Origin of the sequence: Novosphingobium aquiterrae (assembly GCF_042434435.1) — a bacterium.
Classification (GTDB): Bacteria; Pseudomonadota; Alphaproteobacteria; order Sphingomonadales; family Sphingomonadaceae; genus Novosphingobium; species Novosphingobium aquiterrae.
In genome coordinates, this window is sequence record NZ_JBHLTL010000004.1 from 482,271 (window position 1) to 508,133 (window position 25,863).

Consider the following 25,863-nt stretch of genomic DNA (forward strand, 5'->3'; position numbering starts at 1 on the left):
GGCGCACGTTTGCCTCAGACTGCTTTCCCGTTTCCGTCCGGGCGCTGCCGCTCAGGAGAGCTCCATGCGAATATTCTATCTCGCGCCGCTGCTCGCGGCGATCCCGGTCGCTGCATTGGCCGAACCGATGACTTTCGATGCCGCGCTTCAGCGCGCGGCAGCCAATGCGCCGTCGCTCCAGGCGAGCGAGGCGGGAGTCGAAGCGAAGCGCTCGACGGCGATTGCGGCTGGCCGGCTGCCCGATCCGACACTGTCGGTGGGCGTAGACAATTTCCCGGTCTCGGGGCCCCCTGCTTTCACCTTGAACGGTGACAGCATGACGATGGCGCGAGTCGGGATCGAGCAGGCGTTTCCTAATCCGGCCAAGCGCCGTGCCCAGCGTGGACGGGCGCAGGCCGATATCGGGGTGGCCGAAGCCGATCTGGCGGTCGAAGCACAGAATGTGCGGCTCGAGACCGCGCTGGCCTGGATCGATCTCTATTATGCCAAGCGGCGGCTCGCGCAGCTGGAGCGGCTCGACGAGAGCCTTGGCGATCTTCAAGCAACCGTTTCGGCAAGGTTGGCATCGGGCTCGGCCCGACCCAGCCAGGCACTTGAGCCCGAGCAGTTGCGCGCAGCCGTCAAGGACCGGCGCAGCGAACTCGAAGCCGACGTTGCCAAGGCGCAGGCGCGGCTGGCGCGTCTCACCGGCGATCCGGATGCCGATGTATCCGGCGAGCCGCCGGTTCTCGAAGTGGACGGAACCGCATTGCGGGCACATGTCGCCTCGCTGCCCCGGTTGCGGGCGCTCGATGCCCAGGCCCGCGCTGCTGACGCCGATGTTTCACTGGCCCGCGCCGACAAGCGCCCCGACTGGCGGGTCGGTACATCCTACGGTCGCCGCGATCCGGCCTATGGCGATATGGTTTCGGTCACGCTCAGCATCGACCTGCCGTTCTTCGCCAAACGCCGACAGGACCCCCTGATCGCGGCGCGCGAAAGCGAGGCAAGCCGTGCGCGGCTGATGCGCGATGCGGGTGAGCGCGACGTTCTGACCGCGCTCGACAGCGACCTGGCCGATCATGCCATGCACCACCAGCGGCTGATGAATGCACGGCAAACCCTCGTTCCGCTGGCCAAGCGGCGGGCCGAACTCGACATGGCGAGTTACGCCGCAGGCAAGCTCGATCTCGGCAGCGCGCTGCTCTCGACGCTGGCCGAGGCCGAGGCCGAAGTCGATGCGCTGTCACGCGAGGCCGACGTCGCGCGCGATGCGATCCGGATCAACTACACCTATGGGGAGATGCGGCCATGAGCATGGACGTGACAACGGCCGCGCGCTGGCGCGCCGGAATACTGGCGGCGGTGCTGATCGCAGGCGGTGGCGGGTACTGGCTCGGGCAGCGCGGCGGACCTGCCGCCGAAGCAGGTTCAGGTCAGTCGGGACGGAAAATCCTCTACTATTACGACCCGATGGTGCCGCAGGAGCATTACGACAATCCCGGTGCGCTCTCTTCGATGGGGATGAAGACTCAACCCAAGTACGCCGATGACGGTGCAGTTGCAGGCGCCGCGCCGGGGGTGACGATCGATCCCGCTGCGATGCAGAACCTCGGCGTCCGCATTGTCCCGGCCCAAATGGGCAGCCTCGCCGGGACGCTCAACGTCACCGGCAGCATCGACTTCAACCAGCGCGATGTCGCGATCATTCAGGCGCGGTCGGGTGGCTTCGTTTCCCGCGTCTATGCCCGCGCTCCCGGAGACGTGATCCGCGCGGGCGCACCGATCGCGGATGTGCAATTGCCCGAATGGGGCGGCGCGCAGACCGAGTTTCTTGCGGTCAGGCGGCTGGGCAGGCCCGATCTCACCGCTGCGGCGCGTCAGCGACTTAAGCTGCTGGGCATGTCCGATGGCTTGATTGCCAGCGTTGAACGCTCAGGACGAACCAACGGGACCGTAACCATCACCTCGCCGATTTCCGGGGTAATTCAGACGCTCGATGCGCGCGCCGGGGTGACACTGGCGCAAGGAGAGACTCTGGCGCAAGTGACGGGCACCGGCACGGTGTGGCTCAATGCCGCAGTTCCCGAGGCTCAGGCTGGCGGCGTCCGCGTTGGCCAGAACGCAAGCGCGAGCCTCACTGCCTTCCCCGGAGAGACGTTCGGCGGGCGGATCATCGCGATCCTTCCTGCCGCACAAGCCGATAGCCGGACAATCACGGTCAGGATCGAACTCTCCAACCGTGGCGGACGGCTCCGTCCCGGCATGTTTGCGCAGGTTGCGCTTGGCGGTGCGGGCGGGATCGCGCTGCTGGTTCCGAGCGAAGCGGTAATCCGCACGGGGACGCGCACGATTGTCATGCTCGCCACCGGCAATGGTCGCTATCAGCCTGCCGAAGTCCGCACCGGCCGCGAAGGTGGCGGACAGACCGAGATCCTCGAAGGCTTGGCCGTCGGCGAGAAGGTCGTCGCCTCGGGGCAATTCCTGCTCGATTCCGAAGCGAGCCTGACCGGGATTCCCGCCCGCAAGCTGGGGTCCGCGAAATGATCGCATGGATCATCCGGGCCTCGGTCAAGGCACGCGCCCTTGTTGTGGTCACTGCTCTTCTTCTGACGCTCGTCGGCATCGCGGCGGTACGGACAACGCCGGTCGATGCGCTGCCCGACCTGTCGGATGTGCAGGTCATTATCCGCACCACCTATCCCGGCCAGGCGCCGCAGATTGTCGAAAACCAGGTCACTTATCCGCTCACCACGACGATGCTCTCGGTTCCCGGCGCGCGGGTGGTGCGCGGTTATTCCTTCGTCGGCGACAGCTTCGTCTATGTGTTGTTCGAGGACGGCACCGACCTCTATTGGGCGCGCAGCCGCGTGCTCGAATACCTCAGCCAGGTGCAGGGAAAACTGCCGCCGGGCGCGACTGCCTCGCTAGGCCCAGATGCGACCGGCGTGGGCTGGATTTACGAATATGCGCTGGTCGACAAGACCGGGCATCACGATCTGGCTCAGCTGCGCAGCATCCAGGACTGGTTCCTGCGCTATGAGTTGAAGTCCGTCCCCGGCGTGGCCGAAGTCGCCAGCATCGGCGGCATGGTCAAACAGTACCAGGTCGTGGTCGATCCACAGAAACTCGCCTCTTACGGCGTGACCGCGAACGATGTCAGCGACGCCCTCAAGCGCTCCAACCAGGAAACCGGCGGCGGTGTTGTCGAAATGGCTGAGGCCGAATATATCGTCCGCGCCACGGGTTATCTCAAAACCCTGGATGATTTCCGCGCCGTCCCGATCCGCACGTCGGCAGGCGGTATCCCTGTCACGCTCGGCGACATTGCCACGGTGCAGGTCGGTCCGGACATGCGGCGCGGCATTGCCGAACTCAATGGCGAGGGCGAAGTCGCGGGCGGCGTGATCGTCATGCGCCAGGGAAAGAATGCCCGCGAAGTGATCGAAGGCGTCCGCACCAAGCTCTCAGAACTGAAGGCCAGCTTGCCGCCCGGTGTCGAGGTCGTCACAACCTATGATCGCTCGGGTTTGATTGATCGCGCGGTCGATAATCTGACCGGCAAGCTGTTCGAGGAATTCCTGATCGTTGCGCTCGTCTGCGGACTGTTCCTCTGGCACGCCCGCTCGGCGCTGGTGGCGATCCTGACGCTTCCGCTCGGCATCCTGCTCGCCTTCATCGTCATGCGGGTTCAGGGGCTCAACGCCAACATTCTGTCATTGGGCGGCATTGCCATCGCCATCGGTGCGATGGTCGATGCGGCGGTGGTGATGATCGAGAACGCCCACAAGCATCTCGAGCGCTGGGCGCATGACCATCCCGACGAAAAGCTGACCGTCGAAGTGCGCTGGCGCGTCATCACCGATGCCGCCGCCGAAGTCGGCCCGGCGCTGTTTCTCAGCCTGCTCATCATCACCTTCTCGTTCATCCCGATCTTCTCCCTGCAGGGCCAGGAAGGGCGGCTGTTCGCGCCACTCGCCTTCACCAAGACCTACGCAATGGCGGGTGCAGCCTTGCTGTCGATCACGCTGATTCCGGTGCTGATGGGCTGGCTGATCCGGGGGCGCATCCCGAGCGAGGACAGCAACCCGATCAACCGTTTTCTCACGCGCATTTACCGCCCGGCGCTCGATTGGGTGTTGGCACGGCCCAAACAGGCGTTGCTGATCGCGGGGCTGGTCTTCGCCTCGAGCCTCTGGCCGATCAGCCAGACCGGCGGCGAGTTCATGCCGCAGATGAACGAGGGAGACCTGCTCTACATGCCCTCGGCACTGCCGGGGATTTCGACGGCGAAAGCGTCAATGCTGCTTCAACAGACGGACCGGCTAATCAAAACCGTTCCCGAAGTCGAAAGCGTGTTCGGCAAAGCAGGGCGCGCCGACAGTGCAACCGATCCGGCTCCGCTTGAAATGTTCGAGACCACCATCCGCTTCAAGCCGAAAAGCCAATGGCGGAGTGGCATGACCCAGGCCAAGCTGATCGACGAGCTGGACAAGACCGTCAAAGTCCCCGGCCTCGCCAATTTCTGGATACCGCCGATCCGCAACCGGATCGACATGCTCGCAACGGGGATCAAGAGCCCGGTCGGCATCAAGGTATCGGGCGCGAACCTCGACGATATCGACCGCACCGCGCGGGAGATCGAGGCGGTGGCCAAAACCGTCCCTGGGATTACCTCGGCGCTCGCCGAACGACTCTCGGGCGGCCGCTATGTCGACGTCTCGATCAATCGCGCCGCTGCTGCGCGCTATGGCCTCAACGTCGCCGATGTGCAGGCGGTGGTGTCCGGAGCCATCGGCGGGGAAGCGGTGGGGCAAACGGTCGAAGGCCTTGCCCGCTACCCGATCAGCGTTCGCTACCCCCGCGAAATCCGCGACAGCGTGGATGACATCGTCAACCTGCCCGTGCTGACGCCCTCGCGCCAGCAAATCACGCTGGGAACGGTTGCCGATGTCGCCATCCACAGTGGCCCGCCGATGCTGCGCAGCGAGAATGGCCGCCCTGCCACCTGGGTCTATATCGACGGGCGGGGCCGCGCGCTGACCGAGATCGTCGGCGATCTGCAAAAGGCGGTGGCGCAAAAGGTGAAACTGCCGCCCGGAATCAGCGTGGCTTACACTGGCCAGTTCGAGTTCCTCGAACGGGCAACGCAGCGGTTGAAGATCGTCGTGCCAGCAACCCTGCTGATCATCTTTGCGCTGCTCTACGCGACCTTCCGCCGCTGGGATGAAGCCGCGCTGATCATGGCGACGCTGCCATTCGCACTCACCGGCGGGGTCTGGCTGCTCTACCTGCTGGGGTTCAACCAGTCGGTCGCCACCGGCGTCGGGTTCATCGCGCTGGCAGGCGTGTCGGCGGAGTTCGGCGTGGTCATGCTGATCTACCTCAAATCGGCGCTGGCCGAGAACGGTGATGTCGAAGCTGCCGTTCGCGCCGGCGCATTGCTCCGCGTCCGGCCAAAGGCGATGACGGTGGCGGTGATCCTCGCGGGCTTGTTCCCGATCCTCGTCGGCACCGGCACCGGCTCCGAAGTGATGAGCCGGATCGCCGCCCCGATGGTCGGCGGAATGCTCACCGCGCCGCTGCTTTCGATGCTTATCATCCCCGCCGCCTACCTGCTGATGCGGCGGCGCACCCAAGCTCAACACCAAGGAGAAACGATATGAAGAAAACCATGATGATTGCCGCGCTTCTAGCGCTGCCGGTCGGCCTGTCCGGTTGCGGCAAGAAGGCCGAGACACCGAAAGCCGAAGCGCCCAAGGCCGAAGCGAGCACTGGCGCCATGCCGGGGATGGAGATGCCCGTTGGATCGAAAATGGGCAAAGGCAGCGGGACCGTGACTGCCATCGACGCCGCGGCGGGCAAGATCACTCTCGATCACGGCGCGATTCCCGCCGTCGATTGGCCTGCGATGAAAATGGGCTTTTCGGCCAAGCCCGAACTGCTCAAGGGCGTGGCCGTTGGCGACAAGGTCGATTTTGACGTGACCGTGACCGGAAGCGCCGGGGAAGTCACGGCGATCAAGAAGCAATAGTGAGCGCGTGAAGCGTGGCGATCGCTACCGCTGCCCCGGCTTGTGCCGGGGCAGCGGTTGTCAGGATCTGTTGGCAGCGAGAAAAGCCCGACACGTCACAACTGCTGGCCAGGCCTGAAGTCACTAACCCGACGCGACCGCATGGATCCATTCGTCGATTTCGGATTCAACCCACACCGCGCATTTTGCGCCCAGTGACCGTGATTTCGGAAACCTGCCCTCGCTCATGCGTTGGTAGATCGCGGAGCGCTTCAAGCCTACGCGGCGCATGACCTCCGGCAGGCGCAGCAAACGCTGGTGGGTGCCATGCTCGAACATCCCATTGTCTGGCATGGTGGTCATGGGATCATTCTCCGACAGTGGCGGGGTACCGCGGCCCGCCGATCGCGTCACCGCGCCGGTTGAGATCGGCGATGTGCTGGGTGAGTGTCCGTGCGAGCAATTTGGCAGTGCCATGCGCCCATCTAGGGCGCAGTTCATCGATGTCCTCGCCCAGTTGTTCGACGATCTCGAGCGGTGCGCGTTTGAAAAACTCGCCCAGGAATTGGGCCGGTCCGGTTCCGGATCGGGCGAGTGCGAATTCCTCCCCGACCAGCAGGAGAAGCAACAGGGTCTCCTCACCGGCAAAATCGGATGCCTCGAGGATCATGACGGCTTCGTCGAGAGTGACAGGCCGCTCGCCGATCAGCGAGCGGCGCAGGCTGTCACGCTTGATTCCGGCGACTCGCGCTATCTCGGAGTACGATTTGCCACTTTCCTTGACGGCGCGCTCGATCAGCCGCGTGACGCGCACCGGAAGGTCGTTGTGTGAAGTGGTCACGCCAGGCCTCGACTCGAAAGGTTGAGCCTCAAGCTATCCTGCGCAATCCATCTGTAGGAAAGCGAAAAGAACAAACAAAGAACTTATAGGAATTCCATAACGAGACACGAATCACCGTCTGCGCTGCGACGCGCCACGTCGGCGCATTTCTGAGCAGCCATTGCGCATCGGTTCGCAAAACCCGCGCAAACACGCCGCTCTTCCGCGCAGAAGGCCGATGCAAACATTTCAGGTCGGCGATTTCTCGCAAATTCTTGGCTGAGGAAAGTCTTCCCCATTTCCTACAGCAGAACTTCTCCGCACTCAGAACATACAGCGAACGAACGCTGCGACACTCAAGCGGAGAACACGTCCATGAATGCCCCTGCCCTTCCCTCGTTCGGCGGAAACCGCCTCGGCAAGATCGCCAGCCTCGCCCTGCCGATCGCCGTCGCGGCGCTTGCCGCCAGCGCGGCCTATGCCGGCGCCGACACGACCTTCACCCCTGCCCTGCAGAAGTTCACCGACTTCCTCGAAGGCTCGGGCGGCAAGATCATCACTGTGCTCAGCCTCGCGGGCGGCCTCATCGGCCTCGCCTCGGGCCGCTTCACCCTCGCGCAGATCGCGGTCCCGGTCGGGGTCGGCATCGGCGTCGGGACCGGCGTGCCGATCGTCACCTCGGTGGTCACCGCGGTCATCTGACCGGCACACGGCGGGAGGGCGCGTCATCATGAGCGACAGGTACATCGTGCCCAAGCGGCTCGACGATCCGGAACTGATCGGCTTCTGGACCCTCGACGAGTTCGCCGGGATGATCGTCCCCTTCACCTGGGGGATCCTTGGGCAGCATGTCTTTATCGGCATAGCTCTCGCCGCTGCCTCCTGGTTTGCGCTTCGCAAGGCCAAGGCAGGCCGCAGTTGGGCCTGGGTAATCCATGCCGCCTACTGGCACCTGCCCGCAGGTCTCACAGGCCTCAAGATGACGCCGCCCTCCCATTGCCGGCTGCTCGCCGGCTGAGGGGAGACAGAACCATGCTTGTCCAGATTTCCCATGAGCGCAGCCAGGCACTGCTGAGGCAACGCAACCTGTTCGCGCTGTCGAGCGCGGGGCTCGCGATTGCCTTGGTCATTGCCGGCGGTCTCGCCGCGACCCGCAACCGCGAAGTCGTGCTGGTCCCGACCACCCGCGCGCCGCTCACTATCTCCAGTGCCGGTGTTTCGGCGCAATACATGGAGTTCGTCACCCGCGATGCCGCGCTGATGCTGCTCAACCGCAGCCCCGAAGGGCTCGACTACTGGATGAGCCAGATCCTCGAACTCGCCGATCCGGCTGCCAACGGCAAACTGAAGGCCGACCTGGTCCGGATCGTCGAGGAGCAGCGCGGCTCGGACGTAACCCAGGCCTTCGTGATCAAGGAGCTGAAGGTCGATCCCTCGGGCCTCACGTCCGAGGTCAAGGGCACGCTCAAGACCTTCGTCGGCGCGACCGTGATCGCGAGCGACGAGCGCCGTTTCCGTTTCAGCTGGACCTACCAGGGCCTGCGCCTTGCGCTCGCGGGGTTCGCCCAGCTCCCTCTCGACGACAAGAACAAGGAGTCCAAGTGATGTCGCCACCCCATTATCGGCGCGCGCCATTGATCGCGCTCGCAGCCTCGGTGTTGGCACTCGCCAACCCCGCGCTAGCCGACCAGTTCAAGGAGAGTGCCGATGGCGGCACCGTCGCCTGCTCGGTCTCGGCGCACGAGCTCACCCGCTTTGCGCTGATCGGCGACCAGTTCGCCTCGGTCTCGAAGATTTCGAGCGGTTATCCCTACAACGATTTCGCGGTGACCCACGAACCGGTGCGAGGCGACATCTACGTCTCGGTTCCCGAAACCTTTGCCGCCGCCAGGATCAGCTTCTTCGCGACCACCAAGGCGGGCTACGTCTACAAGTTCTCCTGCAGCATCGACAAGATCGAGGCAGCCCAGGTGTTCATCACCAACCCGGCGATCGCAAAGGGCGATGCGAGCCACTGGGAGAACCAGAGCACCCAGGAAGAAGCAGCCGTGCGTTTGGTCCAAGCCATGGCCGGGCAGCAGGCTATCGAAGGCTTCGAAGTCAGCCAGCCCGCGGCGTTGCCGAGCCGGATTGGCGCGCTCGAAGTCCAGCTGATCGCCGAATACCGCGGCGCAGCACTGGCAGGCAAGGTCGTGCGGCTCGCCAATCGCGGCGCCAAGGCGATGACGCTCGCCGAGAAGGATCTCGCACCAGCGGGCGCGCTCGCGGTCTCGATCGCTTCGCCCACGCTCGAACCCGGTGCCAGCACGACGGCTTACCTCGTCGGCCCCAATGGGGAGAACGGCCATGACTGAACAAGCAGGCCAGAACACCACAGCTGCCCCCGAAGCCGAGCGCGAGGTTCACGAACCCAGCGGCGTCGCCCAGCTCAACCTGCGCACTGCCAAGCGCCAGCGGATGCTGCTTGGCGGGATTGCCACCGTGCTTCTCGCCGGAGCCAGCTGGGCGATCTTTGGCGGCGGCGATACCAAGAAAGTCCACAAGGAGGGCGAAGCCGAGACGATCGAGACGGCGGGCCTCGTCAACCGTGACCTCTCGCAGCGCGAATTCGTCTCGGTCTACGGCAATCGGCTCGATGCCGTGACCCGCGATCAGAAAGCGCTCAAGGAGAGTGCGGTTGCCCGCCCCGAGTTGGAGGCGCAGCTCGCTGCCTTGAAGGCCGAGAACCAGGCCATGCGCACCGATGGCCAGTCGGCGATCGACGCGATCTCGGCGGAGAACGCGCAGCTGAAGAGCCAGATCCAGGCCCAGGCCGCCGCGCCTGCGCCGAACGCGGCGGCAATGCCAGCCTATGGCCCGCGCGCGGGCGGCTACGATGCGCGCGGAAATGCCGGAGTGCCGCCCGTCGGCACGCTGGCGCCGAGTGGCGCGGGTCCGGAAGGGACACCGCCGCCCGCCGAAGCCAAGCTGATGAGCTTCATCTCTGACAAGGGCGGCAGCGCGGGCGTCAAGGTCGCGCGCGCCGAAACCCCGCCGCTGGTGGTCGAGGATTCGCCCGATTACCTGCCGCCCAACTCTTACGCGACGGCGCGCGTCATCGTCGGGGTCGATGCCTCGGCCGGGGTCGCAAGCCAGACCGATCCGCTCCCCGTGGTGCTGCGGATCACTGGCCCGGCGCGCTCGGTGCTGCAGAACGGCCGGGTGCTGACCACGCGGCTTCAGGGCTGCGTCATCAATGGCGCGGCGCGCGGCGATCTCTCAAGCGAGAAAGTCTACGTCAAACTCGCCCGGATGACCTGCGATCAGCCCGGAGGCCGCGTCGCGGTCAGCGAGGTCAAGGGCTTCATCAGCTTTGCCGGCAAGTCCGGGGTGCGCGGACGCGTGGTCAGCCGCGAGGGCAATCTCGTGACCCAAGCCCTGCTCGCCGGGATCGTCGGCGGGTTCGGACGCGGCTTCTCGGCCAACGCAAACTCGGTGTTCTCGTCGAGCCGGACCAATGCCGACGGAAGCAAGGCCAAGCTCTCGCCCGGGGACATTCTTGGCGGCGGGCTCGGCCAGGGCGCCGCCGATGCGGCCGACACGGTGAGCAAGTACCTCATCGAGCGGGCCGAACAGTACCAGCCTGTCGTCGAGATGCCGACCGGCATCGAGGTCGAGGTCGTGTTTCTCGACGGCGTCTACGTGAGGAATTCCAAATGACCGAAGGACTGAATGCGCGGCAGAACCGCCGCTGGCCCAAACTCGCGCTCGGCGTGGTCGCGCTCGCAACCCTCTCGGCCGCTACAGGCTGGGGCGCTGCGCACCTCGCCGCCCAAAACGCAGGCTCGCCCGATGTCGCCAAGGTCCGCGCGGCGCTGAAGCTACGGCTCCCCAAGACGCCGATCGACGCGATCGACTGCAATGGGCTTGGCGGCCTCTGCGAAGTCGCCTCGAAGACCACGCTGTTCTACGTCGATGCGCGCGCCAAGTATCTGGTGATCGGCCGGATCTACGACATGGAGGCGCGTCAGGACCTGACCGCAGCGCGACTGCTCGCGCTCAATCCCGATCTGCTCGCCGCAGGCGCTGCCAGGCGCGCTGGATCGGATCAGGACGCCCCGCCCCAGCAAAAGGCTGCGCCGCAAAAGGTCTCGTTGGCCGGGCTACCCGCCAATGGCGCGATCACCTGGGGACCGGCGAATGGTCCCAAGGTCGTGGTCTTCTCCGATTTCCATTGCAGCTTCTGCAAGCGGCTCTCGGGCGAACTCAAGACGATCGGCGCGCGGGTCGAGGAGCGGCCGATCTCGATCTTCGGGCCCGAGGCGCGGAAGGACGCCGAACGGGTGCTGTGTTCGCAGAAGCCCGAAGTCTCGCTTCACGCCGCCTATTCGGGGCTCGCGCTCGCCAATCCCAAACCCTGCGACACCCGCGGGCTCGATGCCAACGAGGCTTTTGCGAAGGCGCACGGGTTCAATGGCACACCGGTGATCGTCCGTCCGTCGGATGGCGCGGTGATCGAGGGCTACCGCGATGCCGCGGCGCTGCGCGCCTTCCTCGCTCCCACTCCTCCCCAAGGATAACGCTCATGCACCACTCAATCCCCCTCACCGCGCTTGCTCTGACCCTCGCCGGCTGCACCCATCTCGGCACCAACATCGCCGGTGACTTCTCATGCCGCGCGCCCAAGGCTGGCTGTCAGCCCCTCAGCGAAGTCGACGCCAAGGCGATCCGCGAACTGGTCAAGACCGAGGGAACTGGCCTCGCGGAGGTCCGCCAGCGAGTCAGTGTGGCTGCGACCGATACCGCGCGGACCGGCGAACGCACCCTGAAGGTGGTGTTCCCCGCGCATGTCGATGGCTCGGGGACGCTCCACGAGGAAGCCGTGGCATGGACCGTGGTCGAGGCCGCGCGCTGGGCGGGCGAGCTTCGGGGCAGCAATATCACTGAATCCAAAGGGACGATGCGCGCGCTGCGCCAGGCGCTCAAGGATCGGGCCCGCCGCACCGTCGACGTATCGCAGAAGACCGACATCGACGTGAACCTCCGGCCCCTGCCTCCCGAAGACAGCGCTCCGACTGCCGCCAATCCCTTCATCCCTACCTCGCCGCTTGTCCTCCCCTCCCCGGGCGGCGAGGTCCAGGCCGACGCGACTGCTTCCAGTGCGGTTGGGTCGGCTGCCGGGGGGTCCGACGTGTCCCCCACCCCGCATGTTCGGGCTCCCCGGCCTTTGGAGGAACAGCGCGTCTGGCCGAGTGCCGCAGCGATCGAAGCGGCCAAGGCCAAAGCGCCCGCAGCCCCGAACAAGGAGCCCAAGTGATGGCGCTCTCGTTTGGTGACTTGCGCGACCGGCTGCTGGCGGGCCTGCTCGGCGATGCCGAGCAGGCCGAGGCAGGCCGCCCCATGCTCATGCTCGACATGCTCTCGGACTGGCTTCCCTACCGGGTCTACGATCCGCAGGGTCGCCTCTACGTCAACGCGCGCTCGAAGGGTTTCGTGCTCGGTGTCACACCGCTGATCGGCGCTGACGAGCGTACTGGCGAGATTCTCGGCGCGTTCTTTTCCGAAGGCCTGCCGGCAGGCGCCTGCCTACAGATCCTCCACCTCGCCTCACCCCGGATCAGCCGGATTGTCGCGCCGTGGTTTGCCCCGCGCTATGAACAGGGCGGAGTTTATGAAGCGATTGCTCGGCACCGGGCAAAGAAGCTCTACTCGATGGTCTGGAAATCGGGCGCCAGCGATGCCCCGTTCCACGCCCGCGCGCACCAGGTCGTGATTTCGCTCGGGGTTCCGGCAAGCAAATCCATCACGAACGAGGAGTTGATCCACGCCCGCGAAGGGCTGATCGCGATGCTCAAGAGCCTGAACCTCGGCGTCATCGAGTACGAACCGCACGATCTCATCGCACTCATCGACGATCTGACCTCGCCGACCACCGCGCCGCAGGACGATGCAGTCCCCTACAATCCGAACGACCCGATCGCGAGCCAGGCAATCCGGCGCGATATTGAACTCATTGTCCACGAAGACCGGATCGAACTTGGAACCGAGCGCTTTCGTGCCACGGGCGTCCACAACAACGGCGTACCGGAAATCGGAGCGGTTTATCCCGACCGCTTCGACGTGCGGCATTTTGCGGTTCGCAACATGCCGCAGCGATGGGCGCCGTGGGAATGCGCGCGGCTGATCGGCGATCTCTTCACCGACAAGCTCCGGTTCCCCTGCCCTGCCGCGACGATGCTGTGCCTTGTCTACCCCGACCAGGAAGCCGCCGCCGCGCGCGCCGGGTTCAAGTTCATGCGCACGACCAGCCTGTCCCAGACCCGCAGCGCCCGGTTTCTGCCGCGGATCGCCGAACAGTCGGCCGAATGGCAGCACGTCCAGGCCGAGCTTCAAGAAGGCCGCCGCCTGGTCCGGGTGTTTTACGGGATCACCACCTGGTCGCCGCTCGGTCAGGGCGACCGCCACGAACGCGCGATCAAGTCGATCTACAAGGCTGCGGGCTGGGACCTTTCCGACGAACGCTACCTCCAGATCCAGGGGCTGCTCGCCGCCATGCCGCTCACCCTTGCCGACGGGCTCGGCGCCGACATGGAACGGCTGAAGCGCTTCAAGACACTGCTTTCCACGACCGCAGCGAACATCGCGCCGCTGCAGGGCGAGTACCTTGGCGGCCCGGTGCCGCACCTGCTGTTCGTCGGGCGGCGCGGTCAGCCCTTCTACTGGTCGCCCTTCGAGAACGAAGCTGGCAACCACAACGTCGCGATCTGCGGCAAGTCAGGCTCGGGTAAATCGGTGCTGCTTCAGGAGATGTGCGCGGCCTTGCGCGGCGCCGGCGCCAAGGTCGTCGTGATCGACGACGGGCGCAGCTTCGAGCATTCGGTGAAGCTCCAGGGCGGGCGGTTCATCGAGTTCACGCTGGCGTCCGGCTTCTGCCTCAATCCGTTCTCGATGATCGATGCATCGCGCGCCGAGGACGACGAAGACTACCGCCTCGACTGTTTCGCGATGGTTAAGGCCATCGTCGGGCAGATGGCGCGGCATTCCGCCAAGCTCAGCGATACCGAGCGCGGCCTGATCGACCGTGCGGTCAACCAGGTCTGGTCGGAACATGGTCGCGAAGCCAGCGTCACCCGGATCGGCCTCTGCCTCGCCGCAATGGAGAACGAGACCGCTGCGGATCTTGCGACCTCGCTCGGGCCGTTCACCGCCGGCGGGACCTATGCCGCCTTCTTCGAGGGCCAGGCGAGCCTCGACCTCGAAGCCGATTTCACCGTGTTCGAGATGTCCGACCTCGCCACCCGCGAGGAACTGCGCTCGGTGGTGCTCTCGGCGATCATGTTCATGACCAGCCAGGCGATGACCCGCAGCCCGCGCTCGGTCCGCAAGCTGCTGCTGATCGACGAGGCATGGTCGATGCTCAAGGGCGGCTCGATGGGCGAGTTCGTCGAGACCTATGCCCGCACCTGCCGCAAATACGGCGGCGCGCTGGCGACCGCGACCCAAAGCCTCAACGACTACTACAAGTCCGACGGGGCCACCGCCGCGCTTGAGAACAGCGACTGGATGCTGATCCTCCAGCAGAAGCCCGAGACCATCGCCGACTTCAAGGCGAGCAAACGCCTCGACATGGACGAGCGCACCGAGACGCTGATCCGCAGCTTGAAGCGCTCAGGGTCGGCCTATTCCGAGGTCTTCATCAAGGGCCCGGAGACCGAGGCGATCGGTCGGCTCGTACTCGACGACTATTCCGCGACGCTGTTCTCGAGCTCGCCGGCGACCTTCGCGGCAATCGATGCCGAGATCGCGCGCGGCCACCAGCTCGCCGATGCGATCGAACGCATCGCGTTCCCCGACAATTCATGAACCCCAGTAACCAGGAGGACACAGATCCCATGCCGCACTGCCTGCAAACCCCGTTCGACCGCGAGGTCGATGCGAAACCGGAGCCGGATTGGCTACCCCACGGCCCGACAATTGCTGCGATCGAGCGGGGAGAGGATCTCCCTCGGCTCCCGAGCCGTGCCGCAAAACGCCCGCACCGCCATTGGTGGGGGCTTGGCTCCGACTGCTGCTACATCGTGATCAAGTCGGGCGCCTACCTGATGGCCTGCTGGGTCATGGCGATGGGCCTGCCGCTGATGTTCCTGCTGCTGCTCACCGGCGGGCAGATGGACATGACCTTCGCCTTCATGGGTTCGCTGTTCGGCGCCTTCGTCGATGCCACTCCCGACCGCCAGTATGCGTTCGCGAGCCAGGCGACCTGGCTTCTCATCGCGCTCGCCACCGCAGTTGCCGCCTGGCGGCTGCCGCGCTTCCTGGGCGAGGTCAGCGACGGTCTCAAGACCTGGAGGAAAGAGTCGTGAGGAACATTCTGGCAACATCTGGCGCATCGCGCCGCTTCGCAGGGCTTTCTCCAACCGCGCTCGTGCTCGCGGGTTCGATGCTCGCCTCAACGCTGTGGGGTGCGTGGGCTACGCACGAGATCGTGACGCTTCAGCGCCGCGAGGTCGTCACGGTCCAGCTCTCGCGCATCATGGGCGACTTCGTCGAGGCCGAGGCCCGTTCGGGCCGCCCGGCCGAAGAAACCCAGGCGCGGGTCGCCGCCTACCTGAAGGCCGTCGAGGCCTCGGTCTCAGCGCTGGGCAAGGACGGGCGCACCGTGCTCGTCGCCGAGGCCGTGGTCGCGGGCGGAGTCCCCGATCTCACCGAACAGGTCCGCGCCGACGTCGCGCGCCGCCTCGGAGCCCCAGGAGTATCGAGCCATGGCGTCCGCTGATACATCCCCCCCGCGCGCCAACAGGGGCATCGTCATCCTGCTGGCCAGTGCGCCAAGGCTGTCGCTCTGGGCCATGCTCGGCGCCGGTGCGCTCGCGCTCGGAGCGACAAGCCGGTTTGCCGAGAATCACGCGCTGATGATCAACGCCAGCCCCTCGCTCCCCTATTGGGCGATCTGGCTCGACCGCTCGGGCACGCCCATGCGCGGTGATCTGATCGTGTTCGCGCCGCCCAAATCGGACCTCGTCACCCGGCATTTTGGCACCAGGCCTCAGCCCTTCGGCAAGCGCGTGCTCGGCGTGGCGGGCGATCGGGTCACCGAGAAGGACCGCGAGTTCTTCGTCAACGGCAAGCCGGTGGCGCTTGCGAAAGTCACCAGCCGTCTCGGCGAGCCGCTGGCCTTGGGGCCGACCGGTACGATCCCCAAGGACTGCTACTTCGTCGGCACGGAGCACAAGGACGGGTTCGACAGCCGCTACGCCGCGATCGGGTGGATTTGCCGCCCCCGCGTGCTTGGGGTCGGGAGGGCAGTGCTATGAAGAGCCTCGCCTTCCCGCTTTGCGCTACTGCCCTTGCCTTGGTCGTCGCAGGCCAGGCGCAGGCGCGCGACTACGGCCAGCACGGCACGGTTTGGCCAGTGATCGAGCCCGACTTGCTCGCGCAGATCCAGGCCAGACTGCTTCATCTCGAAAAGACTGGCGAGACGGCCAAGCTCAACGAGGAGCTGAAGCGCCGCACGATTGCCAGGGTTAACCGCCCCACCCCGGTTGCGGGGATCGCGCTCGCCAGCATGGTGCGCCGCTGGTCGTTCGATCCGACGATCACGGTCGATGCCGACATCAAGGACGACAAGGGCCGCACGATCATCACGCGCGGCACCCGGGTCAATCCGCTCGATACCGTGCCACTGCGCGCACCTCTGGTCTTCCTCGATGGCGACGACAAGGCGCAGATAGATTGGGCGCTTGCCCGGTATGGCCGCTCGGCAGCCAAATTCATCCTGGTCGACGGCGCGCCGCTCGAGCTGATGAAGGCGAAGCAGCGCCGGTTCTACTTCGACCAGGGCGGCAAGCTCAGCGAGCATTTCGCGATCCACGCGGTCCCAGCCGTGGTCGAGCAACAGGGCCGCCAGCTGCTGGTGACCGAGCAGCCCCCCAAAATCATCCCAGCGAGGTCGTCATGACGCGCAAGAAAACTAGCTTTGCAAGGCGTTGCCTCGCGCTTTTGGCATCGGGCCTGATGGCGCTCGGAACGACTGCGCCTGCCCAGGCCGGCACGCCCGGCAAGTGCACCGGGCATTTCGTCAACCCGATCACCGACATCTGCTGGTCGTGCCTGTTCCCGATCTCGATCGGTGGGCTCAAGATCTGGCCTTCCAACCGGCCCGATCCCGACAACCCGGCGCTGCCGGTGTGCCTGTGCGGATTGCGTCCCGGAATCGCCATGGGCTTCTGGGAGCCAGTCCGGCTTGCCGATGTCTCGATGAAGCCCTGGTGCTTCGTCAACCTGGGCGGGCTCAAGCTCGACCCAGGCTTCGACATCGGGTTCAAGACCATGGCCGGGCCTTCAGCGGTCGGCGGCGCGACCCAGTACAATTCGCAGTGGAACATCCACTGGTACGCCTATCCGCTGATCTACTGGATGGAGTTGGTCGCCGACTTCCTTTGCCTTGAAACAGGCTCGGTCGACATTCTTTACATCACCGAGATCGATCCGCTGTGGCAGGACAGCGAACTCACCGCGATTATCAACCCCGAGGCGGTGCTGTTCGCCAATCCGCTCGCGCTTGCGGCCTGCGCCGCCGACTGCGTGCTTGCCACCACCAAACTGCCTTCGGACAGCCTGTTCTGGTGCGCTGGCTGCCAGGGCTCGATGTATCCGCTCAACGGTAATGTCTCGGCGACGATCGGTCACGTCCAAGCCTCGCGCCTCGCGCTGTCGCGGTTCGCCTACAAGCTCCACAGGGAACTGGTCGCCTGGGGCACGATGGGCGGCAAGGGGCTTTGCGGCAAATACCTGATGCCGGTGATGCGCAAGCAGCAATACCGCTTCCAGGCCACCAACCCCAACCCGCAGACCAAGGGGCGCTATGCCTGCGCGCCGATCGGCGCTTCCACCACCTTCATGTCGGCCGGCCAGGTCTACCCCGCCATCGGCGAGGACATGGGCTACCTGGTCTGGCGCAAGCGGAACTGTTGCGCGCTATGAAACCGAACCTGATCCATTGCGGCCTCGCCGCCCTCGCCAGCATGGCGGCCTTGGGCGGCGCGCTTGCCCAGACTGCCGCGCCCGACATCGACATCGAGGCGATCCGCGCCCGTGCGGCCAGCAATACGGGCGAAGCCGATGCGCTCGCTGCCAGCGCGCGCGAGCGGGCCAAGGCGGTTACCGCCGAAGCCGCCCAGAATGCGGAAGGCGCCAAGGCCAATGGTCGCCGCTACGCCGGGGCGGCACCCCGTTCCGGCACTGACGACACCAATTTCGACTTCGACAAGATGGTCGCCGATGCCGGCGACATGGCGATGCAGGGCATGGGCGAGGCTCCCCGGTTCATCGCCTTCGCTTCGCTGTCGATGCCGGCGGATTCGCTGCGTCAGATGATGGACGATGTCACCCGCGCTGGCGGCGTGGTGGTGTTCCGCGGGCTCACCCAGGGCTCGGCCAAAGTCATGACCGATGCGCTCGGCAAAGTGCTCAAACCCGGCGAGCGGATGGACGGGGTCGGGATCGACCCACGCCTGTTCCGCGCCTTCGGGGTGAGCGAGGTCCCGGCTTACGTCGTCGCCGCGAGTGACTTCGACCTCTGCTCGGGGTTCGATTGCACCTCCGAGGTGCCGCCGTTCGACCGGATGACCGGCAATGTCACTGCCCGTTTTGCGCTCGAAACCTTCAGCGAGGGCGGCGGCCCCGGCGCGCGGATCGCCCGGCAACACCTCGCCCGCCTCGAAAGGCAAGACCCATGAGAGCCCTCATCCCAGCGATTGTCCTTGGCCTGATGCTGACGCCTGCATTTCCAGGCGCCGCCATGGCGCAGACCACCACCGACGCCGCCAAAGCCGACGGCAAGGCCTTCGGCAAGGATCTGGGCGCCGCCGCGCAGACCGCCGCGACCACCCAGCCCAATGCCGACCGGGTCCCGGGCTTCAATGGCACGCCGAGCCAGTCGGGCTACTTCGACGATCCGAAGGCGATGGAGCGTGCAGCCGCCAGCCAGGCAAGTTCGAGCACCGGCTATCAGACCATGCGCAATTCGATGGATCGCCGGGCGACATTCAACAAGGTCGATCTAGACGCGACAATCGCGCGCTCGAAGACGATCAGCGAAGATCCGCTATCCTACACCAGCGGAATGGGCGTCAGCGGTGCGCAGGGCCGCTGTGTGCCGCTTCCGCCGGCCAGCGGCGCCGCCGCGCGCTACAAGGCGACCTGCAACACCGGTTATACAGTCGACAGCAGCACCCAGAGCTGCTCGGTGACGCTCCAGGCGAACGTCACGACGGTCACCGACTATCTCTACTACTGCTCCAGGCTCGATCCCGATTGCACGGCATTTCAGCTTCCGACGTGCAGGTGGACCGGGAGTCATCCGGGAAAGTGCCTTCAGGGCGTTGACACCCCTGGCGGTTTCAAGTGCTTCGAGCCCGGCGACCCGGTCGACGAATATACCTGTTCGGCACCGGTGAGCGGCTCGAATCCGATCAGCGTAACCGCGCACCAGGTGGTGAACACCAGCAAAGACGAAAGCCAGTGCGCCGGTCTTGCGGCTGATACCAACTGCACCAACACGCAAGAGACCTGCTCCGACAGCGATCCCACAACGCGGATTATCGACGGTGTGGCGGTGACCCAGCCCTGCTGGGCCTGGCGCCGCGACTACCAGTGCAACCGCTACAGCCCGGCGCAGGACTGCGATACACTCGCCTCCACGCCCGGCTGCACTCTGCAACAAGAATACTGCATCACCGGCGAGACCCCCTGCCGGACCTTCGAGCGGGTCTATGATTGTCCGGTTCCCGACCAGCCTCAGGACAAGAACCAGTTCATTTGCGACGGCGATGTCTACTGCATCGACGGCAGCTGCGAGACGATCGACCGTCAACCCAACGATGAGTTCAAGGATGCGGTCGTTGCACTCAATGCGATGGACCAGGCCCGCCGCGAGTTCGATCCCGCTACCCTCACCCTGTTCAAGGGTACCCGCGAGACCTGCTCGTCCAAGGTTTTCGGGATTCTCAACTGCTGCAAAGGCAAGGGCTTCCCGCTGATCCCGGGCATCCAGCTGCTCGTGGCGCTGGGCTGCAGCCGCGAGGAGATGCTGCTCCACCAGAAGGACGTGCAGGGCCTTTGCGCCTATGTCGGCACCTATTGCGCGTCCTCATTCCTCGGGGTCTGCTTCACCAAGCGCAAGGTCTACTGCTGCTTTGAATCGAAGCTCTCCCGCATCCTGCAGGAGCAGGGACGCCAGGAACTGAACAAGCCCTGGGGCGCGCCCAAGACCGAGCAGTGCCTCGGGTTCACGATCGACGAGTTCGCCCGGCTCGACCTCTCCAAAATGGATTTCAGCGAAGTCTACGCCGAGTTCACTGATGCCGCGCGCCTCCCTGATGAGCTCCAGGCCGCCACCCAGATCCAGCAGAAAATCGAGGACTACTATGCCCGTGCCCGCCAATAAGCTCGGCCAGCGGCTCACCGCCGCTTGGCTGCTCGCAGCCAGCCTCCTTGCCGTTTCGCTTCCCGCATCGGCCGAGGACCAACCGAGCGTCCAAACCGCCGATAGCCAGGACCCGTTCTACTGCGAGGAGCGACGGCTCGGGTATTGGTTCTACTGCACCAGGCCGAGGCCGCCCGAACGGGTCGAGCCTCGGCCGCTCGATGAGCAAAGCGCGACGAGCCGGCTAGATGCGATCACCGCCGAGCTGCGCGAGCTCAAGGCCAAGGCAATCCTCGAGCCGACGGCCGAGAACGTCACCGCCTATATCCGGTTCCAGCGCCGCCAGCTCGACCAGGCCTCGTTGTTCAGCGACGTCTGGCAGCGCTCGATCTGGCAGGAACCAGAACTCGACTACACCTTGCAGCGCCCGGTCTCGACGCTCGGCAAACGCGCCTGGCAGGACAACCGCAAGACCGAGCGCGACAGCGTGATGGCGCATCTCTCCGAGCGCTACGGGCTGTTCTACTTTTTCGCCCAGAGCTGCGGCGCCTGCGAGGTGATGTCGCCGATCGTGCAAGGCGTCGCCACGACCTGGCACATTACGGTGCGCGCGATCTCGACCGATGGCGGACCCTCGCGGCACTTCCCGCGCTACACTGTCGAGACCAACCAGCGCCAACGCATGGGGCTCGACCCCGGCATCACTCCTGCGGTCGTCCTCTGGGACGCTGCGGCGAACCGCGCGATCCCGATCGGCTACGGCGTGATGAGCGCCGACGAACTCCAGGACCGCATCTACCTCCTGACCTCGAAGGAAGCCGGACGTGACTACTAGGTTTCAACGCATCGTCGCGGCGTTGCTCGCCGCCGCCCTCCCCGTGGCTTCGCTACACGCCGATGTCGGCAGTTCAATGGACTCGTTCCTGAACGATGTCGGCGGCGCGGCGCAGGTCAACGGGCCGACCGCGTTCCAGGGTCAGTCGGCGGGCTACTACAGCCTTGGCAATGTCTGGACGCGCTTCCCGCAGAAGACGACCAACCTCGCCAACCTCCAGCTGCCGCGCGCTCGCGCCGGCTGCGGCGGGATCGACATCTTTGCGGGCTCCTTCAGCTTCATCAACGCGAGCGAGATCGTCGCGATGCTCAAAGCCGTCGCCAACAATGCAGTCGGGTTCGCGTTCTCCCTCGCGATCGATACCGTCTGCCCCGAGTGCTCGAAGATCATGCAGGAGTTTGCGCAGAAGGCGCAGCTCATGAACAACCTCAACATCAATTCGTGCGAATTGGCCCAGGGCCTGGTCGGCGGAATCTGGCCCAAGGGCGATCTTGCCGACAAGGCGATCTGCGAGGCGATCGGCAACTCCGAAGGGATTTTCACCGACTACGCCGCCGCCAAGCACGGCTGCGGCACCCGCGGCCAGCGCACCAGCACCACGGCGGCGGGTGCGGGCAAGTACGATGACGTCAATCCCGGCGTGCCGCGCAACTACACCTGGACGATCCTCAAGAAGTCGGCGTTCTTCTCACCGAATGGCACGCTCGACCAGGAGCTCGCCGAATACGCGATGACCCTGCTCGGCACGATCATCTACGTACCGCCCAAGGACGACGAGCCGGGCAAGTTCGTGCCCATCGTCGGCGAAAGCTCCTCGACGCTTGTGACCTCGCTGCTCGACGGGACGACGAGCGGCAATGTCCTGATCTTCCACTGCGACGATACCGACAAGTGCCTCGATCCGGGGTTCCGCTCCTTGAGCCTGCCCGTCTCGAAGTCGCTGCGCCACCGGGTTTCCACGTTGATTGACGGGATGGTCCAGGCGATCCGCGACGACACCCCGATCACTGCGGCGCAAAAGGAACTGCTCCAGGTTTCCTCGGTCCCACTCTACAAGATTCTGACCGTCCAGGCTGCCTACGGGCGCGGCATGCCGACCGACGACCGCGAGACGCTTGCGGAGCTCGCCTCGGTCGACTTGCTGTTCGCCGTACTCGACCGGATCGTCAGCGAGGCCGGACGCTCGATGTCGAGCTTCATCGGGGCCGACGAAGCGAAGATCGCGATGTGGCAGGGGCAGGTGAATACCGTGCGCCAAGCGCTCGCCGACCGGCAGACCAACACTCACCTCAAGGTCAATGCGGTGCTTCAAATCATCGAGAAGACCGCGTTCATCGAAAACGTGCTGGCAACGCAAATGTCGCCCGGAATGGCCGCCGCGCTCGACTGGTCGCGCGGGCTGCAGACGCGCGCCCTCACCCACTGACAAACCCAACAGCCCATTCGGGGACAAGAGACCCATGATCGAGATCTTCACGGTTGGCGGCGGCGACTACATGGTCAATGTCTTCCAGGCGGTCGCCGCCTGGACCGGAAACGGTGGCTACAAGAGCCTGCTCCAGGTGGTCATGGTCATGGGGCTGGCGCTCTCGGCGATCACGCTCGCGTTCAACCAGGACTGGCGCGCCTGGATCAACTGGTTCCTCAGTGCGACGCTGATGTACACGTGCCTGATGGTGCCGCGCACCGACGTGCATATCACCGACCGCCTAAATCCCGGCCTTGCTCCCGCCAATGTTAGCAACGTGCCGATCGGCCTCGCGCTGATGGCAAGCTTCACCAGCCAGGTCGGCGACTATCTCACCGGCTCGGCCGAGGTGGTGTTCGGCCTCCCCGGCGATCTCAACTATTCCAGGAACGGCATGATCTACGGCGCGCGGCTCTACGATGCGACACGGTCCTTGCGCATCTCCGATCCCGAATTTGCCGCGAACCTCGACGAGCATTTCCGGCAATGCGTGTTCTACGACGTCCTGCTCGGTCGCTATTCGATGAAGCAGCTCGCCGAGAGCGGCGACATCTGGACCACGATCGCGCCCGGCAGCCAGGCCCGCGCGCAGCGCTTCCTCACCCGCGATGTGGGCACCGGCCAGGTCACCTCCACGATCATCACCTGCCGCGAGGCCTATGATGCCCTGAATACGCAGTGGACCTCACTGATCGACGGAATGGGTACAGTGTTCGGCCGCCAGCTCTATCCCAACCAGACCGCCGCGCTCGCAAAGGCCAAACTGTTCTCCGATCTGCCGGTCGCCTATCAGTACCTCACCGGGGTTTCGACGAGCGCAGCGGACATCTTCAAGCAGACGCTGACGATCAATGCCATGAGCCAGGCCATGCACGGGTTCAGCGGCGCGAGCGGGGCTGGCAGCATCGATGTCTACGCCCAGACCCGTGCCGATATCCAGACCGAGCGGACCTACAGCTCGATCGCCAACGCCGCGATGAAATGGGTTCCGCTGCTCAACGTAGTGCTGACCGTGCTGTTCTACGCACTCTTCCCGGTACTGTTCCCGCTGTTCCTGCTCCCGAAGACCGGGCCGCTGGCCTTGAAGGGCTATGTCACCGGGTTCTTCTATCTCGCCGCCTGGGGGCCGCTGTTCGTAATCCTGCACATGATGCTGATGTACAAGGGCGCGGCAGACATGACAGCGGTCGCCGGCACCACCGGGCTCAGCCTCGCGACATTCACCGGCATGGCCGATGTGAACTCCGATATCGGGCTGCTGGCGGGCTACCTCATCGCTTCGGTGCCGTTTCTCGCGGGCGGCGTCGCCAAGGGCGCGATGGCGATCTCGCACCAGGCAACGAGCTACCTCAACCCGAGTCAGAACGCTGCCGAGGAAGCCGCGCGCGAGGCGAGCACCGGCAATGTGGCACTCGGCAACACCAGCCTCGAAAACTCGAATGTGATGACCCGCCAGTTCGCCCAAGGCACCGTTGCGCCGAGCTTCACCTATGGCGCAGCCCAGACCCGCACGATCAGCGACAGCGGCGCCCAGACTACCAGCTACCCCGAGGCGGCTTACGACCAGCTTCCCAACTCGAGCTACCCGTTCACGCCCACGCTTGGCCGCGATTTCTCTTCGCGACTTTCGACCATGGCGAGCGAGTACCATGCCAACAGCGAGGCCAAGACCGCACTCGCACAGCAATCGACCACCAGCTCGATCGCCCAGTTCCGCGAACTGCGCAACCAGACCAACAGCGGCCAAAGCATCGAGACTGCCAATGGCACGTCGAGCTCCGACAGCGTGCAGAGCGCCTATAGCGAGGTCGATCAGGCTTCCAACGTCCTACAACAAAGGTTCGGGCTGTCTCGCCGGGCTGCCGACGACATCACGGTATCTTGGTTCTTGAATGGGGAGGCGGCGGCCGGCGTCGGCGGCAATTTTGGACCTGCTACTCTGAGCGCTGGCGCGAAGGGTGGGCGCAACCAGTCCTGGACCGACAGCGACATTGGGATCGCATCCGAAGATCGCGACAAGATCTCGGGAACGCTGCGGCAGATCTCAGATAGTCACAACTGGACCAGCACGCGCGACGGCTTCCTTCGCACGGTCAACACTTCGACCGACAGCCGTGTTCATTCGACAGCGAGCGGGCTCAATGCCTCGCTTTCCGAGACCAAGACCAGTACGCTCGAAGCACGCCGGTCCGAAGAAACGGGCAATCGGCTCGAACAGCAGGCATCGTTCTTCTCAGGCAGCAATGCCGCCGGAAACCTCAATCTCAGCCAAACCTACCGCGAATGGGGAATGGCCGAGATCGAGAACAACCGTGACTATTACGGTGACGTTCGCTTCGATGACACTTCATTCCAACTAAGCTCGAAGGGGCAGGCTCTTCAACGCAAGTTTGTGGAGTCCTATGCCGGTAGCATCAGGTCCGAAGTCGAAAGCGAGCTCGTGCTCCCGCCTGTTGCGCCGATTGGCAGCCCGTCGATCAGCACCCCCGCCAGCGTTCGCGCCTCGGCCCCGCTAGGCACCATCGCTGCGCCTGGCGACCTGCCGCAAGGGCCAGCGCCTTCGACACTCCGTGACGAAGTGATGGGGCAGCAGGGTGCGGGTCGCCAGCGGATTAGTGGTGAACGATCACGCCTTGAGGGTCTCACCGGCGGGGCGAAAGGCGCGAGCGCAGAAGCTGCGGACGAAGTGAAGGAATGGAAACCTAGTGGCCAATGATCAGATCGCTGATCACCACGTAACCTACGAATGCGGCCAGCAAAACGAAGACAAAGATCATCACAATGCGATTGATCGGATCAGCCCAGGCTTTCTTCCAACGGTATTCGGTCAGGCGGTTCTCCGCGAGCGCACGATCGAGCTCGGCAAAGCCCTCCCACTTTTCGGGGACGGGTTCTCTACCGCGCTTGAAGTCGAAATCGGTCATGATAGCGTTCATTGATCTGCTCCTTTGGAACATAGCAGAAACTTGCAAGCCGAGAAGACGAAAAGACTCGGAAACGGTCGCATTTCTCGGCGCCAATCCAAAGCCCCCTCCCCTCCCAATTTTGAGCGGATTTTGGCCCTCTTCTGAGGTCGCTTTTTAGGCGGTGCTCATGGCTCGCCCCGCGAGCCAGCAAGGACGGCACCCTTGCAAGGCTCGACGCAGCAGAACGCCAGGCGCGCGGGGCTGGGCGCTAGGCGGCGTTCGGCAAGGAGAGCCGCAAGAGTGCCAGCGGGTCAGCGACAAGGTCGCCGCACCGTAAGCGTGGCCTGAAGGCCGCCGGTTAGGCGGCCTCTGCGATCAGCGGCTGCTGGCTGGAAGTCCAGTGCCAGGGCATGAGCTCGTCCCAGCGAGCGGCTGGC

The 25,863-nt window shown here is 64.9% G+C and carries 25 protein-coding genes; 22 read left to right on the forward strand and 3 right to left on the reverse strand.

The window, feature by feature from the left end:
• Window positions 1–64: 64 nt before the first annotated feature.
• From ACFFF7_RS08320 to ACFFF7_RS08335, 4 genes are read left to right on the forward strand one after another with little or no spacing between them, the layout of a single operon-like run.
• Window positions 65–1,294 carry a TolC family protein gene (locus ACFFF7_RS08320; RefSeq protein WP_379480901.1) on the forward strand — a complete coding sequence of 410 codons (1,230 nt, stop codon included), beginning with the start codon at window positions 65–67 and terminating at the stop codon, window positions 1,292–1,294.
• Window positions 1,291–2,526, forward strand: coding sequence for an efflux RND transporter periplasmic adaptor subunit (locus tag ACFFF7_RS08325; protein ID WP_379480902.1), 1,236 nt, complete (start codon window positions 1,291–1,293; stop codon window positions 2,524–2,526). The genes ACFFF7_RS08320 and ACFFF7_RS08325 overlap by 4 nt, the downstream gene beginning before the upstream one ends.
• A complete protein-coding gene (locus tag ACFFF7_RS08330) occupies window positions 2,523–5,645 on the forward strand; it encodes an efflux RND transporter permease subunit (RefSeq protein ID WP_379480903.1) in 3,123 nt (1,040 codons plus the stop codon). Before ACFFF7_RS08325 ends, ACFFF7_RS08330 begins: the two co-directional genes overlap by 4 nt.
• A complete protein-coding gene (locus tag ACFFF7_RS08335) occupies window positions 5,642–6,013 on the forward strand; it encodes a copper-binding protein (protein ID WP_379480904.1) in 372 nt (123 codons plus the stop codon). The genes ACFFF7_RS08330 and ACFFF7_RS08335 overlap by 4 nt, the downstream gene beginning before the upstream one ends.
• Window positions 6,014–6,136: 123 nt before the next feature.
• Here the strand turns inward: ACFFF7_RS08335 and ACFFF7_RS08340 are convergent, their stop codons facing one another.
• Window positions 6,137–6,355, reverse strand: coding sequence for an AlpA family transcriptional regulator (locus ACFFF7_RS08340; protein WP_379480905.1), 219 nt, complete (start codon window positions 6,353–6,355; stop codon window positions 6,137–6,139).
• A 4-nt stretch (window positions 6,356–6,359) separates the two neighbouring features.
• The gene (locus ACFFF7_RS08345) at window positions 6,360–6,833 is read right to left on the reverse strand and encodes a hypothetical protein (RefSeq protein ID WP_379480906.1); all 474 of its coding nucleotides are present in this window, start codon (window positions 6,831–6,833) and stop codon (window positions 6,360–6,362) included.
• 354 nt (window positions 6,834–7,187) lie between these two features.
• Between ACFFF7_RS08345 and ACFFF7_RS08350 the strand changes: the two genes are divergently transcribed.
• From ACFFF7_RS08350 to ACFFF7_RS08435, 18 genes are read left to right on the forward strand one after another with little or no spacing between them, the layout of a single operon-like run.
• Window positions 7,188–7,514 carry a hypothetical protein gene (locus ACFFF7_RS08350; protein WP_379480907.1) on the forward strand — a complete coding sequence of 109 codons (327 nt, stop codon included), beginning with the start codon at window positions 7,188–7,190 and terminating at the stop codon, window positions 7,512–7,514.
• A gap of 28 nt (window positions 7,515–7,542) precedes the next feature.
• Window positions 7,543–7,830, forward strand: coding sequence for a type IV conjugative transfer system protein TraL (gene traL / locus ACFFF7_RS08355; RefSeq protein WP_379480908.1), 288 nt, complete (start codon window positions 7,543–7,545; stop codon window positions 7,828–7,830).
• Window positions 7,831–7,844: 14 nt separating this feature from the next.
• On the forward strand, window positions 7,845–8,417 hold the full coding sequence (locus ACFFF7_RS08360; RefSeq protein ID WP_379480909.1) for a type IV conjugative transfer system protein TraE: 573 nt from the start codon (window positions 7,845–7,847) through the stop codon (window positions 8,415–8,417).
• Window positions 8,417–9,166 carry a type-F conjugative transfer system secretin TraK gene (locus ACFFF7_RS08365; protein WP_379480910.1) on the forward strand — a complete coding sequence of 250 codons (750 nt, stop codon included), beginning with the start codon at window positions 8,417–8,419 and terminating at the stop codon, window positions 9,164–9,166. Before ACFFF7_RS08360 ends, ACFFF7_RS08365 begins: the two co-directional genes overlap by 1 nt.
• The gene (locus tag ACFFF7_RS08370; protein WP_379480911.1) at window positions 9,159–10,511 is read left to right on the forward strand and encodes a TraB/TrbI/VirB10 family type IV secretion system protein; all 1,353 of its coding nucleotides are present in this window, start codon (window positions 9,159–9,161) and stop codon (window positions 10,509–10,511) included. The genes ACFFF7_RS08365 and ACFFF7_RS08370 overlap by 8 nt, the downstream gene beginning before the upstream one ends.
• Window positions 10,508–11,371, forward strand: coding sequence for a DsbC family protein (locus tag ACFFF7_RS08375; protein ID WP_379480912.1), 864 nt, complete (start codon window positions 10,508–10,510; stop codon window positions 11,369–11,371). The genes ACFFF7_RS08370 and ACFFF7_RS08375 overlap by 4 nt, the downstream gene beginning before the upstream one ends.
• Before the next feature lie 5 nt (window positions 11,372–11,376).
• Window positions 11,377–12,108 (forward strand): conjugal transfer protein TraV, encoded by a 732-nt coding sequence (locus ACFFF7_RS08380; protein ID WP_379480913.1) that lies wholly within the window; start codon window positions 11,377–11,379, stop codon window positions 12,106–12,108.
• Window positions 12,108–14,654 carry a type IV secretion system protein TraC gene (traC, locus tag ACFFF7_RS08385; RefSeq protein ID WP_379480914.1) on the forward strand — a complete coding sequence of 849 codons (2,547 nt, stop codon included), beginning with the start codon at window positions 12,108–12,110 and terminating at the stop codon, window positions 14,652–14,654. Before ACFFF7_RS08380 ends, traC begins: the two co-directional genes overlap by 1 nt.
• Window positions 14,651–15,154 carry a hypothetical protein gene (locus ACFFF7_RS08390; RefSeq protein WP_379480915.1) on the forward strand — a complete coding sequence of 168 codons (504 nt, stop codon included), beginning with the start codon at window positions 14,651–14,653 and terminating at the stop codon, window positions 15,152–15,154. Before traC ends, ACFFF7_RS08390 begins: the two co-directional genes overlap by 4 nt.
• Complete coding sequence (locus ACFFF7_RS08395) at window positions 15,151–15,567, forward strand: TrbI F-type domain-containing protein (RefSeq protein WP_379480916.1); 417 nt, start codon at window positions 15,151–15,153, stop codon at window positions 15,565–15,567. The genes ACFFF7_RS08390 and ACFFF7_RS08395 overlap by 4 nt, the downstream gene beginning before the upstream one ends.
• Complete coding sequence (locus ACFFF7_RS08400; RefSeq protein WP_379480917.1) at window positions 15,554–16,105, forward strand: S26 family signal peptidase; 552 nt, start codon at window positions 15,554–15,556, stop codon at window positions 16,103–16,105. Before ACFFF7_RS08395 ends, ACFFF7_RS08400 begins: the two co-directional genes overlap by 14 nt.
• Complete coding sequence (gene traW, locus ACFFF7_RS08405) at window positions 16,102–16,749, forward strand: type-F conjugative transfer system protein TraW (RefSeq protein ID WP_379480918.1); 648 nt, start codon at window positions 16,102–16,104, stop codon at window positions 16,747–16,749. The genes ACFFF7_RS08400 and traW overlap by 4 nt, the downstream gene beginning before the upstream one ends.
• A gap of 56 nt (window positions 16,750–16,805) precedes the next feature.
• Window positions 16,806–17,774 (forward strand): conjugal transfer pilus assembly protein TraU, encoded by a 969-nt coding sequence (traU, locus tag ACFFF7_RS08410; protein WP_379480919.1) that lies wholly within the window; start codon window positions 16,806–16,808, stop codon window positions 17,772–17,774.
• Window positions 17,771–18,529 carry a type-F conjugative transfer system pilin assembly protein TrbC gene (gene trbC / locus ACFFF7_RS08415; protein ID WP_379480920.1) on the forward strand — a complete coding sequence of 253 codons (759 nt, stop codon included), beginning with the start codon at window positions 17,771–17,773 and terminating at the stop codon, window positions 18,527–18,529. The genes traU and trbC overlap by 4 nt, the downstream gene beginning before the upstream one ends.
• Window positions 18,526–20,238 carry a conjugal transfer protein TraN gene (locus ACFFF7_RS08420; protein ID WP_379480921.1) on the forward strand — a complete coding sequence of 571 codons (1,713 nt, stop codon included), beginning with the start codon at window positions 18,526–18,528 and terminating at the stop codon, window positions 20,236–20,238. Before trbC ends, ACFFF7_RS08420 begins: the two co-directional genes overlap by 4 nt.
• Entirely contained in the window at window positions 20,219–21,052 is an 834-nt protein-coding gene (locus ACFFF7_RS08425) for a conjugal transfer protein TraF (RefSeq protein WP_379480922.1), read from the forward strand. The genes ACFFF7_RS08420 and ACFFF7_RS08425 overlap by 20 nt, the downstream gene beginning before the upstream one ends.
• Window positions 21,042–22,478, forward strand: coding sequence for a conjugal transfer protein TraH (locus ACFFF7_RS08430; RefSeq protein ID WP_379480923.1), 1,437 nt, complete (start codon window positions 21,042–21,044; stop codon window positions 22,476–22,478). Before ACFFF7_RS08425 ends, ACFFF7_RS08430 begins: the two co-directional genes overlap by 11 nt.
• 34 nt (window positions 22,479–22,512) lie before the next feature.
• A complete protein-coding gene (locus tag ACFFF7_RS08435) occupies window positions 22,513–25,236 on the forward strand; it encodes a conjugal transfer protein TraG N-terminal domain-containing protein (protein ID WP_379480924.1) in 2,724 nt (907 codons plus the stop codon).
• Here the strand turns inward: ACFFF7_RS08435 and ACFFF7_RS08440 are convergent.
• On the reverse strand, window positions 25,223–25,444 hold the full coding sequence (locus tag ACFFF7_RS08440) for a hypothetical protein (RefSeq protein ID WP_379480925.1): 222 nt from the start codon (window positions 25,442–25,444) through the stop codon (window positions 25,223–25,225). The two genes, ACFFF7_RS08435 and ACFFF7_RS08440, sit on opposite strands and share 14 nt — an antisense overlap.
• Between the last annotated feature and the right edge of the window lie 419 nt (window positions 25,445–25,863).

What these genes read in the sequence shown, in the direction of transcription:
- ACFFF7_RS08380 (WP_379480913.1), top strand. Translation starts at nt 11,377, where the DNA reads ATGCACCACTCAATCCCCCTCACCGCGCTTGCTCTGACCCTCGCCGGC.
- traU (WP_379480919.1), top strand. Translation starts at nt 16,806, where the DNA reads ATGGCGCTCGGAACGACTGCGCCTGCCCAGGCCGGCACGCCCGGCAAG.
- ACFFF7_RS08435 (WP_379480924.1), top strand. Translation starts at nt 22,513, where the DNA reads ATGATCGAGATCTTCACGGTTGGCGGCGGCGACTACATGGTCAATGTC.
- ACFFF7_RS08425 (WP_379480922.1), top strand. Translation starts at nt 20,219, where the DNA reads ATGCCCGTGCCCGCCAATAAGCTCGGCCAGCGGCTCACCGCCGCTTGG.
- ACFFF7_RS08350 (WP_379480907.1), top strand. Translation starts at nt 7,188, where the DNA reads ATGAATGCCCCTGCCCTTCCCTCGTTCGGCGGAAACCGCCTCGGCAAG.
- ACFFF7_RS08375 (WP_379480912.1), top strand. Translation starts at nt 10,508, where the DNA reads ATGACCGAAGGACTGAATGCGCGGCAGAACCGCCGCTGGCCCAAACTC.
- ACFFF7_RS08390 (WP_379480915.1), top strand. Translation starts at nt 14,651, where the DNA reads ATGAACCCCAGTAACCAGGAGGACACAGATCCCATGCCGCACTGCCTG.
- ACFFF7_RS08360 (WP_379480909.1), top strand. Translation starts at nt 7,845, where the DNA reads ATGCTTGTCCAGATTTCCCATGAGCGCAGCCAGGCACTGCTGAGGCAA.
- ACFFF7_RS08330 (WP_379480903.1), top strand. Translation starts at nt 2,523, where the DNA reads ATGATCGCATGGATCATCCGGGCCTCGGTCAAGGCACGCGCCCTTGTT.
- traW (WP_379480918.1), top strand. Translation starts at nt 16,102, where the DNA reads ATGAAGAGCCTCGCCTTCCCGCTTTGCGCTACTGCCCTTGCCTTGGTC.
- ACFFF7_RS08320 (WP_379480901.1), top strand. Translation starts at nt 65, where the DNA reads ATGCGAATATTCTATCTCGCGCCGCTGCTCGCGGCGATCCCGGTCGCT.
- ACFFF7_RS08365 (WP_379480910.1), top strand. Translation starts at nt 8,417, where the DNA reads ATGTCGCCACCCCATTATCGGCGCGCGCCATTGATCGCGCTCGCAGCC.
- ACFFF7_RS08325 (WP_379480902.1), top strand. Translation starts at nt 1,291, where the DNA reads ATGAGCATGGACGTGACAACGGCCGCGCGCTGGCGCGCCGGAATACTG.
- ACFFF7_RS08400 (WP_379480917.1), top strand. Translation starts at nt 15,554, where the DNA reads ATGGCGTCCGCTGATACATCCCCCCCGCGCGCCAACAGGGGCATCGTC.
- ACFFF7_RS08335 (WP_379480904.1), top strand. Translation starts at nt 5,642, where the DNA reads ATGAAGAAAACCATGATGATTGCCGCGCTTCTAGCGCTGCCGGTCGGC.
- ACFFF7_RS08370 (WP_379480911.1), top strand. Translation starts at nt 9,159, where the DNA reads ATGACTGAACAAGCAGGCCAGAACACCACAGCTGCCCCCGAAGCCGAG.
- trbC (WP_379480920.1), top strand. Translation starts at nt 17,771, where the DNA reads ATGAAACCGAACCTGATCCATTGCGGCCTCGCCGCCCTCGCCAGCATG.
- traC (WP_379480914.1), top strand. Translation starts at nt 12,108, where the DNA reads ATGGCGCTCTCGTTTGGTGACTTGCGCGACCGGCTGCTGGCGGGCCTG.
- traL (WP_379480908.1), top strand. Translation starts at nt 7,543, where the DNA reads ATGAGCGACAGGTACATCGTGCCCAAGCGGCTCGACGATCCGGAACTG.
- ACFFF7_RS08340 (WP_379480905.1), bottom strand. Translation starts at nt 6,355, where the DNA reads ATGACCACCATGCCAGACAATGGGATGTTCGAGCATGGCACCCACCAG.
- ACFFF7_RS08420 (WP_379480921.1), top strand. Translation starts at nt 18,526, where the DNA reads ATGAGAGCCCTCATCCCAGCGATTGTCCTTGGCCTGATGCTGACGCCT.
- ACFFF7_RS08440 (WP_379480925.1), bottom strand. Translation starts at nt 25,444, where the DNA reads ATGACCGATTTCGACTTCAAGCGCGGTAGAGAACCCGTCCCCGAAAAG.